Source organism: Spongiivirga sp. MCCC 1A20706 (assembly GCF_046524175.1).
GTDB lineage: Bacteria > Bacteroidota > Bacteroidia > Flavobacteriales > Flavobacteriaceae > Spongiivirga.
The window spans coordinates 368,797-385,560 of the sequence record NZ_JBEFZF010000001.1 but is presented as its reverse complement, the minus strand read 5'-3'; the positions used below and the strand labels follow the sequence as shown (position 1 = coordinate 385,560).

8 protein-coding genes are annotated in these 16,764 nt (G+C 35.3%); 4 read left to right on the top strand and 4 right to left on the bottom strand.

Annotation, left to right across the window (positions count from 1 at the left end; all coding sequences use genetic code 11):
• Positions 1–107 precede the first annotated feature (107 nt).
• The 4 genes from ABN763_RS01750 (at position 108) to ABN763_RS01735 (ending at position 12,637) form a co-directional block, all read left to right on the top strand.
• Positions 108–962 carry a class I SAM-dependent methyltransferase gene (locus ABN763_RS01750; RefSeq protein ID WP_410483685.1) on the top strand — a complete coding sequence of 285 codons (855 nt, stop codon included), beginning with the start codon at positions 108–110 and terminating at the stop codon, positions 960–962.
• A gap of 199 nt (positions 963–1,161) precedes the next feature.
• Entirely contained in the window at positions 1,162–7,824 is a 6,663-nt protein-coding gene (locus ABN763_RS01745; RefSeq protein WP_410483684.1) for an amino acid adenylation domain-containing protein, read from the top strand.
• Between the two features lie 51 nt (positions 7,825–7,875).
• Positions 7,876–11,883: a non-ribosomal peptide synthetase gene (locus ABN763_RS01740; RefSeq protein ID WP_410483683.1), complete on the top strand. Its 4,008-nt coding sequence runs from the start codon at positions 7,876–7,878 to the stop codon at positions 11,881–11,883.
• A complete protein-coding gene (locus tag ABN763_RS01735; RefSeq protein WP_410483682.1) occupies positions 11,870–12,637 on the top strand; it encodes a 4'-phosphopantetheinyl transferase family protein in 768 nt (255 codons plus the stop codon). Before ABN763_RS01740 ends, ABN763_RS01735 begins: the two co-directional genes overlap by 14 nt.
• A gap of 1 nt (position 12,638) precedes the next feature.
• On the opposite strand, the gene ABN763_RS01730 is transcribed toward ABN763_RS01735, so the two are convergent.
• The 4 genes from ABN763_RS01730 to ABN763_RS01715 all read right to left on the bottom strand — a co-directional run bounded on the left by ABN763_RS01730 (position 12,639) and on the right by ABN763_RS01715 (position 16,747).
• Positions 12,639–13,565 carry a hypothetical protein gene (locus ABN763_RS01730; RefSeq protein ID WP_410483681.1) on the bottom strand — a complete coding sequence of 309 codons (927 nt, stop codon included), beginning with the start codon at positions 13,563–13,565 and terminating at the stop codon, positions 12,639–12,641.
• 4 nt (positions 13,566–13,569) lie between these two features.
• A complete protein-coding gene (locus tag ABN763_RS01725) occupies positions 13,570–14,916 on the bottom strand; it encodes an MBOAT family O-acyltransferase (protein ID WP_410483680.1) in 1,347 nt (448 codons plus the stop codon).
• 108 nt (positions 14,917–15,024) lie between these two features.
• Positions 15,025–15,264 carry an acyl carrier protein gene (locus ABN763_RS01720; RefSeq protein WP_410483679.1) on the bottom strand — a complete coding sequence of 80 codons (240 nt, stop codon included), beginning with the start codon at positions 15,262–15,264 and terminating at the stop codon, positions 15,025–15,027.
• A gap of 1 nt (position 15,265) precedes the next feature.
• Positions 15,266–16,747, bottom strand: a complete 1,482-nt coding sequence (locus ABN763_RS01715; RefSeq protein WP_410483678.1) for an AMP-binding protein — start codon at positions 16,745–16,747, stop codon at positions 15,266–15,268.
• Between the last annotated feature and the right edge of the window lie 17 nt (positions 16,748–16,764).

Genomic DNA, 16,764 nt, shown 5'->3' with positions numbered 1-16,764 from the left:
GTAATCTCTTCAAATAACTAATAATTGATCCAATCGTCCTATTTGTGTAAGAAATGTAAATAAGTTTTTTTATCATCACGATCGAAGTAAGAATTTCTTAAAACAATATGAAAAATAATATCAGATCGGCTCTCGTTAACTTACTTGCTAACACTCTTGGTAATGTTCTTGTTTTCTTCTTACCAAAAAAGGCAGCGCGATTAAAGCATGAAGGACTTACGGTCATCATGAAGGACCATAAACTATCATTTGGAGATCGCTTGATGAGAAGGGCGATATTAAAAAAAGTAGAAAAAAGAAACAATCCCTCTCAGCTATCAAAGCTACATGATAATTATTGGATAAACCAAGGACATGTTTTCTTCTCGGCAACCGAAAACGAACTACAAGAAAACCACTTACCCAGAACACAGTTTATATTTGATACACTTAAAAACAAAATTAGTGAGTCTCAAACCCCAGTAAAAACACTAGTAGAAATTGGTTCGGGCAATGGTATTGTCTTAGACTATTTATCTAACCATTTTAACACTATAGAGAACTTTGTAGGTATCGATTTGAGCGAAATTCAAACAGAAAAAAACAACGAGAAGTATAAAGATAATACTAGACTAAAATTTGTAGCTGACGACGGATTTGAATGGTTTAAAAAGCAGGGACATGACAATATGATTTTAGTAACCTTTCGTGGTGTTCTGGAATATTTTACCGAAGAAAAACTTCAAGATTTTTTTAATTACCTCGGTACCTTAAAAAACATTTTAATCGTTACTATCGAACCCATATGCGCAAATCATAATCTTGAAAAGCAAAAAGCTTCTCAAGTGTATGGTGCAGAACGCTCATTTTCTCATAATTATCCTCATTTACTAAAAAAATCAGGGTTTAAAATATGGCATCATTCTAAACACAAAGAAGAAGGTTTCCCTCATTTTATGAGCTTTAATGGAGCTTCAAATTAACCTTTTATTTACACAAGGTTTTGTTTTTTTTAACTTAATCTAGACTTATGCCTCATTCAACGATAATCTCAATGTATTTGTTTTTACAGTCTTACTTTAGACTTAGAAATTAAATCCTAATCATTAAGACCTCTAAGTTTAATTGGCGTCTTAACATCCCTTTACAGTCAAAAATCTAGGTTACTAAAAATGTACTGGTATGCAATTATCTAAAAAAGATCAACAACTTTTAGAGACCTATAATAATACAAAGATGGATTTTCAAAAAGGAAAATCTATTATCGATGTATTTGCACAACAAGTCGAAAAGACCCCTAATGCCATTTCGGTAATTTTTGAAGAAAAAGAATTAAGTTTTAAACAGATTGATGACTTATCTAACAAATTTGCGCATTATCTTGCCAATACTTATTCAGTATCAAACCATGATCTGATTGGTTTAATGATTGATAGGAGTGAGTTTTTAATTATCTCCATACTGGGTATTTTAAAAGTAGGTGCAGCCTACGTACCGATTTCAATTGATTATCCAGAAAAGCGGAAAGCTTTCATAATAAAAGACAGTAATTGCAAGGTAACTATCGATACTGATGTTTTAAGAGATTTTCAATCTCAAGAACAACATTTGCCTGATACCCCGTTGTCAAGTTTGATTTCTCATGAAGATCTTGCTTACATTATTTATACTTCAGGTACTACGGGAAACCCTAAAGGGGTAATGATAGAACAGCAATCGGTAATAAACTTAATTACCGCCCAAACGGAGTTATACGGAATTGACCATACTGAGAAAATATTACAATTTTCTAATTACTACTTTGATGCTTCAGTAGAACAGATTTTTTTGGCCTTATTTAACGGTGCAACCTTGGCTATTATTGGTAAAGGAGCTTTAAAAAATCATGAGCTGCCTAGTTTTATTAATAATCATCAAATAACGCATCTGAATGCAACACCAAGCTACTTAGAAACCTTGCCGTCTTTATCTCATTTAAAGTCGGTAAAAAGGGTTGTTGCCGGTGGTGAGGCAAGTTCTATTAAACTCGCTAAAAGATTTATTGAGTTTTGTGATTTTTTTAATGCTTACGGTCCTACCGAAAATACGGTTACTTCTACCCTATATAAATATGTAGATGAAGGCACAAATCAACAATCACTTTCAATAGGGAAACCTATTGGTAATGTTAAGGCCTATATCGTATCCAGCAACCTCAATCTTATTCCTTTAGGAGAAGCTGGAGAGTTATGTCTTTCTGGTGAAGGGTTGGCCAGAGGGTATCTCAACCTTCCTGAATTGACAAACGAAAAATTTATTGATAATCCCTTTTTAAAAGGTGAGAAATTATATCGTACCGGTGATTTAGCTAAATGGAGACCAGATGGCACAATAGCGTTTTTAGGACGTATCGACGATCAAGTTAAAATAAGAGGGTATCGTATTGAATTAGGTGAAATCGAAACATATTTAAATGCTTTACCTTCTGTCGAAAGAGGTGTTGTGGTTGCTAGTACACATTTTGGTCAAAATCCAGTTCTTGTAGCTTATCTACAATCTTCAATAACTGAAAAAAACATTGACACCCTAAAAGCTCAACTAGGCGAGCAGCTTCCTGACTATATGATACCATCAATCTATATGTGGGTTGATAAATTTCCTTTAACGCCAAATGGCAAGGTTGACAAAAAAAGCTTACCTACCCCAAAATATGTACGCCCAGAATCCGCTCCTTTGTTAAAACGAGCAAGGAATTCTAAAGAAGACTTAATGGTTGAGGTATGGCAAAGTGTTTTAAATATCCCAAATATTGGTATCAATGATAACTTTTTTGAAATGGGTGGTAGTTCTATTTTGACTCAAAAGCTATCTGCTTCTCTGTCCAAAGAATTTGATACTACCATTGCAGTTACAAAAATATACCAATTTCCTACCATAGCGAAGCTATCAGAACATCTCGGTTTCTTCGAAAAGCAGACAACAAAAAGTAATATCGTAAGAAATTCAAAGAAAAATAGCACCGCGGATATCGCTATCATTGGAATGGCCGGAAGATTCCCCGGAGCTGAATCGATCAAAGAACTCTGGGAAGTATTAAAAAATGGCAAAGAAACCATATCGTTCTTTACACCTGAAGAGTTGGATAAAAGTATTCCTGAAAATATACGCAATGCTCAAAACTATGTTGCAGCTAGAGGTATTGTACCTTCTGCCAAAGCATTTGACGCTAGGTTCTTCGGTATCAACCCTAAACTAGCCTCTGCGATGGATCCCCAACAACGATTATTTTTAGAAATTGCCTGGGAAGTTTTGGAACAAACGGGACACTTGCCAAAGCATTTCGATGGTAGTGTTGGTGTGTATGCAGGTACTGGCACCAATACCTATTACATCAATAATGTTTTGCCAAATAAAGAATTGGTGCAACAAGTTGGAAGCGTACAGGCTAATACCGTTAATGATAAAGATTACATTGCCACTCGAACGGCTTATCATTTGAATTTGAAAGGGCCTGCAGTTAGTGTTCATTCAGCATGTTCAACATCGTTGCTTGCAATTGCAGAAGCAGTTGAAGCTATCAGAACAGGGCAATGCGATGTAGCTTTAGCAGGAGGGTCCAGCGTAACTGCTCCTATGAATAGCGGTCATCTGTATCAAGAAGGATCTATGTTAAGTGCGAACGGTAGATGTAGAACCTTTGATGCCAAAGGAACTGGCACTATGTTTTGTGACGGTGCGGGCGTAGTATTGCTTAAAAGTTTAGATGAAGCTGAAAAAGATAATGATCAAATTTATGCGGTTATAAAAGGAATTGGTCTTAACAATGATGGTGGGGATAAAGGTAGTTTCACTGCACCGAGTATTGAAGGACAATCAAATGCAATTTCAAAAGCGTTAATTGATGCTAATGTAAACCCAAATGAAATAAGTTATGTAGAGGCTCATGGAACTGCAACTCCTTTGGGAGATCCCATTGAAATGGAAGGATTACACAAAGCATTTGGAGACACCAAAAAAAAGGGTTTTTGTGCTATAGGTTCGATTAAAAGTAATATGGGGCACCTAACTGCAGCTGCCGGTGTTGCAGGCGTTATAAAAACGGCTCTATCAATGAGACATAATAAGATTCCCGCATCGTTAGGTTTTGAGGTTCCTAATCCAAAAATAGATTTTGATAACAGCCCTTTTTATGTAAATAACACATTGACAGATTGGATTACTGATCAACCTAAAAAAGCAGGAATCAGCTCGTTCGGTGTAGGCGGCACTAACGTTCATATAGTACTGGAAGAATATAGGAAAAAGGATACGTCAAAATCAATTTCTACAAAACCTGCACAACTACTAACATGGTCTTCAAAGTCATCTGCAAGTCAAGAATTATATAAAAAATCACTTGGATACTACTTAAAAGAAACCAACGATTCACTTAGTGATGTATCGTTCACATTACAAACTACACGAGACGTTTTTAAGCATAGAAGTTTTATGGTCACTTCGGATAAAAAAAGTGCGGCTGAAAAAATTCTATCCGAAAAAAGTATTCATATCAAGTCAAAAGAACTTAAAGTACTTCCAAATGACCTAATATTTATGTTTCCGGGGCAAGGATCACAGTTTTTGCAAATGGGACTTGACCTTTACACACATGAGCCGGTTTTTAAAGATTCCATCGATGCTTGTGCCGATTTCATTCTAGAAGAGTTCGATTTTGATCTAAGAACAATCATTTATCCTAACAATCATAGTGATGACGCTGTAAACACTTTGAAAGATACCAGATATACGCAACCAGCAATTTTTGCTATTGAATTTGCGTTGGCCCAGCTTTGGATGAGCTGGGGAATTCAACCTAATATCTTGACTGGACACAGTATAGGTGAGTTTGTTGCTGCCCATCTAGCAGGTATATTTGATCTGGAAGATGCCTTACGGTTAATAACACGAAGAGGCAAATTGGTAAGTGAATTACCAGGTGGAAGCATGTTAAGTATTCGTGCTTCGGCAGCTGAGGTAAAAAAATCACTTCCGGATACTTTGTCCATGGCAGCGATAAATTCAGATAATCTATGCGTTGTATCGGGTACTGAACATGATATTAGGGAATATATAGAAATGCTAAAAGAGGAAAATATTCCTAGCATATTTTTGGCAACGAGTCACGCCTTTCATTCGTATATGATGAATCCGGTATTATCTACTTTTGAAGACGAAGTCAAAAAAATCAACCTGAAAATACCTCGAATACCAATTATTTCGACAGTCACTGGAAAATGGCTCAAGGATGAAGAGGCTACAGATCCATTGTATTGGGTAAATCACTTACGAGACACCGTTCAATTTTCGGATGCTCTAGATACTATGATAGCTCTTGGTAACCCCATATTACTCGAAGTTGGACCAGGAAAGGCGCTAACCACTTTGGCATATCAAAAAAAGGAAAGTAAAAAACTCACCGCTATACCAAGTTTACCGATTCCTAAACGGAATGAAAATGCATATCATACCGTATTACATGCAACTGGTGAATTATGGTTAAATGGTATAGAACCAAATTGGAAGGACTGTTATGAAATTGATAAAATGCGAAAGGTCAGCTTACCATCATATGCTTTTGATAAAAAGCCATGTTGGGTTGAACCCCCGATGATAGAAAACAATACCTACAATAATATTCAAACTACAGCAAGTAACACTGTGATTAATAATGTTACTGCCCCTTTACCAGAAGTAAAAAAGACTGTTATGAGAAAAACAATTATTCTAAAAGAGATTGAAGAAATAATCTCTGATACATCAGGAATTGATCTTGAAAGTAGCGAATATGATTTGAGCTTTCTTGAACTGGGATTAGATTCTTTAGTACTAACGCAGATGGCCATAGCATGCAAAAATAAGTTTGATGTGGCAGTTACTTTCAGGCAATTAAATGATCAATATGGATCTGCTAATTTATTGGCAGACCATTTAGATGAAACATTGCCCGCAGATAAATTCGCGCCTGAGGCAACGGAATCAATACCGCCTGCTGCTAATACGGTCAACAATACTCATCAACATAATAATAGTGTTATACAACAAACGGTTATGCCTTCAGCGAATTATAGCGATCAAAATTCTGCTCTAAATCTTATAGCGCAACAATTACAGTTGTTAGGGCAACAAATTAACTTATTACAAGGCGGGAATTCTTCAACTACCTCTATTCCAATAGTAGGTCAAAATGATGTTCATACGCCCGCTAAATCTCCCTTGAAAAAGACGGAAAATAGTGTTTCAAAAGATGATCGTACTGAGGCAGAAAAAAAAGAGCACAAAAAGCCTTTTGGTGCTTCACCTCGTATAGAAAAAAATGCTGCTGAAATGGATAGTAAGCAGAAACAGTTTTTAGACCAACTTATACTATCCTATAATAAAAAAACAGCTAAGAGTAAAGCATCTTCGCAAGAACATCGGTCATACATGGCTGATCCAAGAGTGGTCACTGGTTTCAAACCAATGACAAAAGAAATGGTATACCCATTAGTTATAGAAAAATCTGCGGGGAACCGACTTTGGGATATTGATGGTAATGAATATATAGATGCACTTAATGGTTTTGGGTCTTGCTTATTTGGTCATCAACCTGATTTTATAAAGGATGTTTTACATAAACAAATAGATCTTGGTTTTGAAGTAGGCCCGCAACATCCATTGGCGGGTGAGGTATGCAAATTATTATGTGAATTGACAAATCATGAGCGAGCAGCTTTATGTAATACTGGTTCAGAGGCGGTTTTAGGAGCTATTCGAATCGCACGAACTGTTACAGGTCGATCTCTTATAGTGGCATTTACAGGCTCTTATCATGGTATCAATGATGAAGCGTTGGTTCGAGGTTCCAAAAAACACAAAACGTTCCCCGCTGCTGCAGGAATTTTACCCTCTTCGGTGCAAAATGTTTTGGTTTTAGACTATGGAACCGAGGAGAGTTTAAGAATTATAAAAGAACGTGCACATGAAATAGCTGCTGTTATCGTTGAGCCTGTTCAAAGTAGGAGACCTGAGTTTCAACCTGTAGAATTTTTGAAAGAAGTACGTGCTATCACTAAAGAATCTGAAACTGTTTTTATCTGGGATGAAATAATTACTGGTTTTAGAATGCACCTTGGAGGGACGCAAGCTTTATTTGATATAAGAGCCGATATCGCCACATACGGAAAAGTTATTGGCGGTGGTATTTCTATCGGTGCTATTCTTGGGGATGCCAAATATATGGATGCACTTGATGGGGGTTATTGGCAATATGGTGATCAATCTTTTCCGGAAGTTGGCGTTACCTATTTTGCCGGAACATTTGTACGACACCCTCTGGCGTTGGCTAGTTGCAAAGCGTCATTAGAATTCATGAAAGAAAAAGGGAGCGCTTTACAAGATCGCTTGAACAATATGGTCAAAAACTTTGCTTTTGATTTAAATATTGAATTCTCAAAAAGAAAATTACCGATGGTAATTAACTATTTTGGATCGCTATGGCGGGTCAAGTTTTTAGAAGACATACCATATGCCGAGTTATTTTTTGTGTTGATGCGAGAAAAAGGTATACACATATGGGATGGATTCCCGTGCTTCCTAACCGATGCCTATAATGATGATGATTTAGCAAAAATTAAAAAAACGATTCTTGAATGCATTGATCAATTAATAACTGCCGATATTTTACCAGCAAGTGACAAGCCTACCGAAAATAAGGTTAGGACCAATTCTAAAAGCTTGAATACTCCTCCAGTTCCTGGTGCTAAATTAGGATTAGACGATGAAGGTAATCCGGCATGGTTTATTCCAGATATGAAAAATGAAGGTGATTTCTTGAAAATAGATTTATAACAAACATAGAACTTGTCATTATAATTTGTTCGATAATTCATCTGTAAGTATATGACGCAACAATTGACCACCAATAAAAAAAACAGGCACAAGCACGATCCATTTGCTGGACCACTCGTTCAAAAAGTAATACACACTACGAGAGCACAATCAGAGATTTGGATAGCTTGTGAACTTGGTGAAGATGCTGCGAATAGAGCCTACAATGAGTCAGTAACACTGGAGTTAAAAGGAAATCTTGATGCAAATGCATTAACCAATGCAATACATGGGCTTATTGGGCGCCACGAATCATTGAGGTGCGTTTTTAGCACAGATGGACGGTTTATGACTGTTTTGGATCGTGTTGAAATCGATATACAAACTCATGATTTTTCTTCAAAATCTGATACTGAAATATTAAAATCTGTCAGATCTTACTTGCTGGCAGATGCAAACCATATATTTAATTTGGTCAAGGGGCCTCTTATAAAATTTGGTCTATTAAAGTTATCAAATACAGAGCATCACCTTGTAATTACGGCACATCATATTATTTGTGATGGTTGGTCTACTGGTATTATTCTTGAAGAATTGGGAAGTCTATATTCCGCATTTGTTAAAGATGTAGATCACGATCTACCTCTGGCGATTCCTTTTTCCGACTATGCTGATGATGAATTATCGTTTCTGGAAAGTACAACATATCAAGATACGGAGCGATTTTGGCTTGATCAATATAAAAATATCATTCCGCAAATAAGCTTACCATCTAGCTCAGAAAGACCTCCAGTAAGAACCTATAAAAGTAACAGATTAGACTTTCCGATAAATAGTGATACGTTATCATCAATCAAGCAAACAGGTATTAAAGCAGGAAGTAGTTTTGTCACTACATTAATGACTGCCTTTGAAGTATTTTTGTATCAACAAACTGGTCAAAATGAGTTAACGATTGGATTGCCTTCATCAGGACAATCAGCAACGGGTAAAAATCAATTAATTGGTCATTGTGTAAATCTTCTTCCACTAAGAAGTAGTATTGATGCCAATAGTACTTTTGATACCTATTTAAAAAAGAGAAAGACAGAATTATTTGATTCTTATGACCATCAAAGGCTTAGCTTTGGAGAGCTGATTCAAAAATTACCCATACCAAGAGACCCATCTCGTATTCCCCTTGTTCCCATTGTGTTTAATATTGATATGGGAATGACAGTACAAGTCCATTTTGAGGGGTTAGATTTCAAGTTAAAAAGTAACCCCAGAACCTATGAGGCTTTTGAGCTCTTCTTAAATGCGACAGGTACTGAAGAAAATCTTATTCTTGAGTGGTCTTACAATTCTGATTTATTTAAAGAGTCGGAGATTACAAATATGATGAGTGCCTTTGAGTTAGTATTGCACAAAATCATAAATAACCCCCAGTCAACTATAAAAAATATTATTTCAAGAGAATTTGAGGCTTACGAAACATTGAACAATACTTCCAAAGAGTATCCGCAAGTTTCCCTACCCATTTTACTTGAAAGACAAGCCAATGCAACACCTGATAAACGAGCTCTAAAGTTTAAAGAAGAGATACTCACCTACAAACAGTTTAATGATAAGGTTAATCAATTAGCCAATTGTTTATATGACCAAGGAATTAGAAAAGGTGACTTTGTAGGTGTTGCACTACCCAGATCTAATGATCAGGTGATTAGTCTACTTGCGGTCATGAAATGTGGTGCGGCTTATATCCCATTAGATCCAGGTTATCCTAAAAAACGATTGGACTTCATGTTAAATGATGCCAATGCCGCTTTTTTATTAACGAATAACGAGCTGTCAAGTTCAATTAGTTGCAACGCCAAAATAGTATCATTAGAAGAAATCCTTCCAACATTAAGTTCATATCCAACAGAGAGTGCAGGACTTCCTGAGGTAGACAATAAAACTATTGCTTATATTTTATATACTTCTGGATCTACAGGAAAACCAAAAGGCGTCCCGGTACGTCATAATAGCCTGGTAAATGTTCTTTACAGCACTGCCGAAACGATCAATGCAAAAGAAGATGACATATTGCTTTCTATTACAACGATCTCGTTTGATATTGTTGGAATAGAATTGTACTTACCAATTATTGTAGGAGCAACCATGGTAATGGCCGAATCACTGGTAAGTAAAGACACCCGTTTAATGTTAGAGCTTCTTAAAAAAGAAAATATTTCGCTCTTGCAAGCAACCCCTGCTACTTGGCAAATGCTATTGGACGCAGGCTGGAATGAAAAATTACCGCTAAGAGGAATCTGTTGTGGTGAAGCTTTACCCCTTTCTCTCGCCAAACAAATATTAAATAGAACTGAGGGCTTGTGGAATTTATATGGGCCAACAGAAACAACCATCTTTTCTTTAGGAAAAGAAATTCTCAAGACTGACAAACTAATTACGATTGGACGACCTGTCGCCAATACGCAAATTTATATCCTAAATGAGCAAGACCTAATATTGCCTCCAGGTTCAGTTGGAGAAATCTGCATTGCTGGAGATGGCCTTGCTAGCGGTTATTGGAATCGGCCTCAATTGACTAATGAAAAGTTTATTGACTTTAAAATATCGGACAATAAACATATAAAGCTGTACCGAAGTGGTGATTTAGGTAAACTCTTACCAAATGGTGAGATTCAGTGTTTAGGTCGTATCGATCAACAAGTAAAAGTAAGAGGTCATCGTATAGAACTAGGAGAAATTGAAGATACAATAGACGCATTAATCGGTGTTCAACGTTCTGTTGTATTAGTTCAAAATAATCGTCTTTTTGCAACATTAACAACCAATGTAAATGGACAATCACAGGAAATGATTACATCGTGGAAAGGTGAATTAACACAATTATTACCTGCTCATATGGTTCCTAGCGAATTTGTAATAGTTGATGATTTTCCCAAAACTTTAAACGGAAAAATAGATCGGAAGAAACTACTGACTAATCTAGTGAACAGCGCTTCTTTGATTGAAAAAAGTACTAGACCAAGATCAGCCAGTGAACGAATAATTGCTGCTATTTGGGAAGAAAGTTTAGGAGTTTCGGAAATCGATGTTTTTAGTAATTTCTTTGATTTAGGTGGGCACTCTCTTGTCGCTATAAAGGTTGTTTCCAAAATTGAAAAAGAAACCGGAGTACGTTTACCGCTAGCAGCTTTGTTGGAGCATCCAACAGTTGAAAAACTGGCTTCTTTTATAGATACTGATAAAAAGGAAGATAATTGGAAATCATTGGTCGCCATAAAACCTGAAGGTTCTAAACCACCATTGTACATTATACACGGAGCTGAACATAATGTATTGATATTTTACCCTTTAGCTAAGAATTTAGATAAAGAACAGCCGGTTTATGGTTTACAATCAAAAGGGTTGGATGGGAAAAGTGAGCCTAACAGCAGTATAGAAGAAATGGCAGCTTATTACATTGAAGAGATTACGTCTGTTAATCCAAATGGTCCATATCTGTTGGCAGGATATTCACTAGGTGGTGTTATCGGTTTTGAAATGGTGCGCCAACTTGAAGAACAAGGAAAAGAAGTGAAAATGCTTGCCCTATTCGACACCTACGTTTTTCCTTTTTATAATTATAAAAGATCCTTAAAAAAGAGCATTGTCAAAACACTTTATCTATTGGGTAAAATACTATTTACTTTAAAACAAATGTTTAGCAGTATTAAAAATTTCAAACACCGTATTTGGCTCATAAAAAGGGATTTACGTCAAGTATATTTACGTTTTAAATACGGCAGAGAAAAACAACATGAAATGCGTTTTAAGCGTTCTTTAAAACTGGATCAAATGACAAATCTGGCAATCAACAATTACTATATAGAACCTCAAAACATTGAAGTTGATTTGTTAAAAGTGGAAGGCGATGATATCTTTTTTGCACATGACAGGAAATATCTAGGATGGAGACGTGTAGCTACAAAAGGGGTAAATAAACATATGATTCCAGGAGATCACGGTGATATGTTTGAGGATACACACGTAAAACAATTAGGGGGAATTCTTCAAAACATTATGGATACTAAAAATGCAAACCTTTAGAAACAATCTTGTTTGTAAGAACATTGTTCCAGATTTTCGCATTGATACAGTTTCTCATCAGCTAATTGACTCAAGAATCAAATTGCTTAAAATTTGTTTTTCTGATTACCAACATTTAGTTCCCAAATTAAAATTGGTTTTAGATGATATAGAAATTAACAAAGCTAATAGCTATTACCATGTAAAAGATAGCGAACACTACGTTATTTGTAGAGGACTGCTAAAAATTTATTTAGCAAGATTCCTTAATACACCTAGTTCTCGAATTCGTATTTCATATTTAGAAAATGGTAAACCCTATTTAAAAAATCATAATAAGATTAATTTTAATGTTTCACATTCAAAAGAAGTTGCTATTCTGGCATTTAGTGATGTCAAAATCGGTGTTGATGTGGAATTTATAGATAATGAATTCACTTTTGAGGAAATCTTAAATACTGTTTTTAGCGCAGAAGAAACAAATGTAATCCTAAAGTCTAAAAACTCGACAAAAACATTTTACAACCTATGGACTAGAAAAGAAGCGATTATCAAAGCTACTGGAAATGGTATTGATGATCGACTACCAGCCATTCCAGTAACCGATGGAACTCATAGACTAGACTTGTCCGTTTCTTTTTTAAAATCTGATTTGGAGGTAATTAGTTTTCAAGATAACCATTATATGTATAGTATAGCTTATGAAGCTGACAAACAAAAGCTATCAATCAATGATAAAATAGTATACTTACCAAAACCTGATATATATTTTTGAGCTAATTCTTAGCCGCTACTTTTAAAATAGAATCGCATAACGATTGGGTAAAAAGCTTACCTCCATATTTATCTATATGGTGACCATCATACGTTTTATAGGTTGTTTCTCCCTGTAAAGTATAATTAAAATAATGTATGCTATTTGAAGAAGATAGCGAGTCAATTATTCGATCAAAATTTGGGTAATATTTGTTTTCTAAGTCTTTAAATTCCTTGCTTATAGGCATCCTCACAAAGAAAACTTGTCCATGCTTTCTTAGTTTTTTAACAAGACTATCTAAGCTTTTAACCCTAAAGTCCGAAATACGAAAGTCTTCTCTATCCTTTAAAAACAAATCTATTTGATGCTGACGCCACTCTTCAAAAACGGCGTTGTCCTTTGGCAAATTTGACTCTTCCAGCCAACCGTCTTTATGTGTTTTCGCTCCTTTTCGAAATACTGATTTGAAATGGAAAAAATTGAAATTTTTATAAAAGTATTCAAAATTTGGATTGACATCTACAAACTTCATATTATGAGGAGGTTGTCCCGCTTCGCGAAACTCGCCCTTACCGTTGTCGTAGGAACTCGATGAGGTAATAAAATCTGGAGTAACTGAAATAACAAAAATACCGTTGCTTCTGCTGTTATCCAGTTTCTTCATAATACTCTCATTATAATAAGGTCCTGCTATTGCTTGGGCACCGGTAAAGCTGTAGTTAAAGACTGGTAAATCATATCCTTTATCTGCTAGATAGGTGTTCATTACATGAGGTTGCATTCCTTGAAAACTTCTGGAATCGCCAAAAATCATTGAAACTGCTTTAGGTGTGGTAAATTTGTTATAAAAAAAATCGACATATCCACCATACTGCATCAACATAAACGAAATAATAGCAGCACAAATAATAGAAAACAAACCTAGTTTCAGGAGTAGTTTTTTCATCTAATCAAAATTGAAAATAAATAAAAGTTTCTGAACTTTTGCCAAAAAGTAAAAGAAGAATAAAGATGAGAATATAGCTGGTCCATCGTTGATATCCTTTTAGATTCGCAATTTCAAAATCATGCTTCTTTTCCCTATTAAGCCACTCTATAGTCAGAAAAAGTACCACAAGAAATACGACCAATAGACTATTCGAATTGAAAAAATAATTCGGCAACTCAAGCACACTCAAGTTGAAAATTTCCATTAGATATTTAAACCCAAGGACAACAGTGTCAGCCCTGAAAAATACCGCAGTAAGTGTTATCAAAATGAATAGCAAAACCATTTTAAATGTTTCACCAACTGAAGGGATCAACCTACCTTTAGCCACTATAGCTGATTTATTGATGTTTCCGGCATAAACCAACGGGATAAAATAAATTCCATGCAACAACCCATATACGATAAAAGTCCAATTAGCCCCATGCCATAACCCTACCAAAACAAAAGTTGTTATGATCGCAAGTACTAACCCTAATTTATGATAACCTCTCCATATAAATGATAAGGGAGTAAAAACATAATCCATCATCCAGTTTGTTAAGGACATATGCCATTTGCGCCAAAAATCACTAATATTTGTCGAGAAAAACGGTGTTTGGAAATTACGTGTAAGTTGTATTCCAAATAGCTTACCAACCCCAATGGCCATATTCGAGTAGCCTGAAAAATCGGCATACAATTGTATGGCATAAAACACGGCACCTAAAAATAGTACACTTCCTGGGTTTGATTCATAGTTGTCAAAAATAGGGTTTACCAATGACGCACAATTTTCCGCAACAACTACCTTGGTAAAAAGCCCCCATAAAATCTGACGTAACCCGTCTGTGATCTGAGCATAAGAAAACTCTTGCCTTTTAGATATTTGCGGTAATAAATCGGCGGCCCTTTCAATAGGTCCGGACAAAATTTTAGGGAAAAAAGATACAAATACAGAAAAACTAAGCAAATTTTGAGATGGCTCTATTTCTTCGTTATAAACATCAATCAAATAGCCCAAGGTTTGAAAGGTAAAAAAACTAATACCCAACGGGACCAAAATTTTTAAGGTTGTATGTCCGCCATCAAACCCAAAAGCACTTATTAATTCAAAAAAGCCTTCATAGAAAAAATTAAAATACTTAAAGTAAAGTAATAGGCCCAAATTAAAGCAAACCCCTAAATACAAATACCCTTTCTGAACCTTTTCTGTTTTTCCTATCGCTATACTTTTACCCAAAAAGTAATTGATGAGAATGCTTAAAATCAAGAGCGCCAAAAAACGCCAATCAGCCCAACCGTAAAACACAAAGCTTGTTAAAAGCAAAAACAGATTTTGATACCATATTTTCTTGCTAAAGAATAACCAGTATAAAAAGAATACGGGTATAAGAAATATGGCAAACTTGAATGAATTAAAAACCACTTACTTTAATTATATTTTTGTTTGAATTAAAGCAATTAAGGATCCCATGTTCTTCAATTTATTGAGATCTCTAAGCTTAAACTTAATCCCGAAATGCTCTTCTATTTTGGTAATTATAACCATATGTGATAGTGAATCCCAGCCGTCGACATCTTTAGCTGTTAATTCATCTTTCATTTCGAAATTGTCATGAGACAATACATTGGTTAAAATCGTTTTCAAGTTATCTTTTATAACTTCTACGTCCATACTAAATGTTATTTGTAAAATGAGTTGTTATTTTTTTTCGATCGATTTTTCCATTAGTGTTTAATGGAAAAGTTGGCACAAATTTAATACTAGAAGGAATCATGTATGGCGGCATTTTTGACTTCATGTAATCTAGCATTGATGATGTGTCAGACTCTTCGGATTCTATAGCTAAACCTATTTGTGTATTTCCTAAGCTATCATTAAATGCCACGGCCACCGCATTTACTTTTTCTAAACCTTGCTTTGCATATAGTTCTACCTCGGATAATTCTACTCTAAATCCTTGAATTTTTGCTTGAAAGTCAATACGCCCCGAATACATGATATCGCCTTCCGAATCCTTAAAACATAAATCACCAGTTCTGTAAAATCGTGTGCCATTTTTATTGAAAAAAGCTTCTTTGTTTTTTTCAGGATTCTTCCAATAACCATTGGTCAATTGATCTCCGGAAAGGCAAAGTTCTCCCTTGACATTAACAGCTACTTCATCATTATTCTGATCAACTATAATGGTGGTAGTACCTCTCATGTCCTTACCTATTGAAAGTACCCCATTATACGCTTTGTTCTCATCATCTCTTTTATACATTAATTCGGTACAAAAAATTGTATGTTCGGTTGGGCCGTAAACATTCATTATCCTAGCGTTTGGCACACAGTTAGACCACTCTTGAGCAACGTCTAACGGAAGTGCCTCACCACAAAATAAACTATTCTTCATGTCAGGACAGTCAATCTCATCAAAATAGGGCCTCAAATAATGTAATATTGATGGTACCATCAACGCAAACGTCAATTTCTCATCTTCCATTAACTCAAAAATGTAGCTGTATTTAATCTCTTCTTTGGGTATTGTGTAAATACATGCACCTTTTAAAAGAGGAATTAAATATGACATTACAGAAAGATCAAAGGTTAATTCAAACATTTGTAAACATCGATCAGTATTGTCTATTTTACAGTCCATTGCTTCGAAAGCATCACAAAAAGTGGCTAAGTTTTTAAATGAAATTGGCACCCCTTTCGGCTTCCCAGTAGTACCACTAGTAAAAAAAATATATGCTAAGTTCTCCTTGTTAAAATTAGAAGGCGCTAAATTAATAGTTGCTGTTTCTAAAGCGGAAGAATGAATAATATGTATATCTTCAAAATCAATCTTATTACTAGAGTCAAGAACAATATTAATATCAGCTTGGTTAATTACATCTAAATTTCGTTCTGCCGGACTATCTAAACTTAAAGGAACATACGAGTGACCTTCAAACCACAATGCAATTATAGAAGCATAAGTTTCCAGATCATCATTTATAATTAACCCTATGTTTTGATTGTCTGATAATTTTAAACCTGCAAGAGCTGCTTTAATGTTGGCGATTGATTGACCTAGCTGCTCATAGGTGTACGAATTACCATTTATAAAGAATGCATTTCTATTTTTATTTTCTGAAATTGATGTACGTATCGACTGGAGCAAGTTCATTACGGAAATTGTAAAAT

Coding starts and splice junctions, on each gene's coding strand:
- ABN763_RS01750 (WP_410483685.1), top strand. CDS start 108: ATGAAAAATAATATCAGATCGGCTCTCGTTAACTTACTTGCTAACACT.
- ABN763_RS01745 (WP_410483684.1), top strand. CDS start 1,162: ATGCAATTATCTAAAAAAGATCAACAACTTTTAGAGACCTATAATAAT.
- ABN763_RS01740 (WP_410483683.1), top strand. CDS start 7,876: ATGACGCAACAATTGACCACCAATAAAAAAAACAGGCACAAGCACGAT.
- ABN763_RS01735 (WP_410483682.1), top strand. CDS start 11,870: ATGCAAACCTTTAGAAACAATCTTGTTTGTAAGAACATTGTTCCAGAT.
- ABN763_RS01730 (WP_410483681.1), bottom strand. CDS start 13,565: ATGAAAAAACTACTCCTGAAACTAGGTTTGTTTTCTATTATTTGTGCT.
- ABN763_RS01720 (WP_410483679.1), bottom strand. CDS start 15,264: ATGGACGTAGAAGTTATAAAAGATAACTTGAAAACGATTTTAACCAAT.
- ABN763_RS01715 (WP_410483678.1), bottom strand. CDS start 16,747: ATGAACTTGCTCCAGTCGATACGTACATCAATTTCAGAAAATAAAAAT.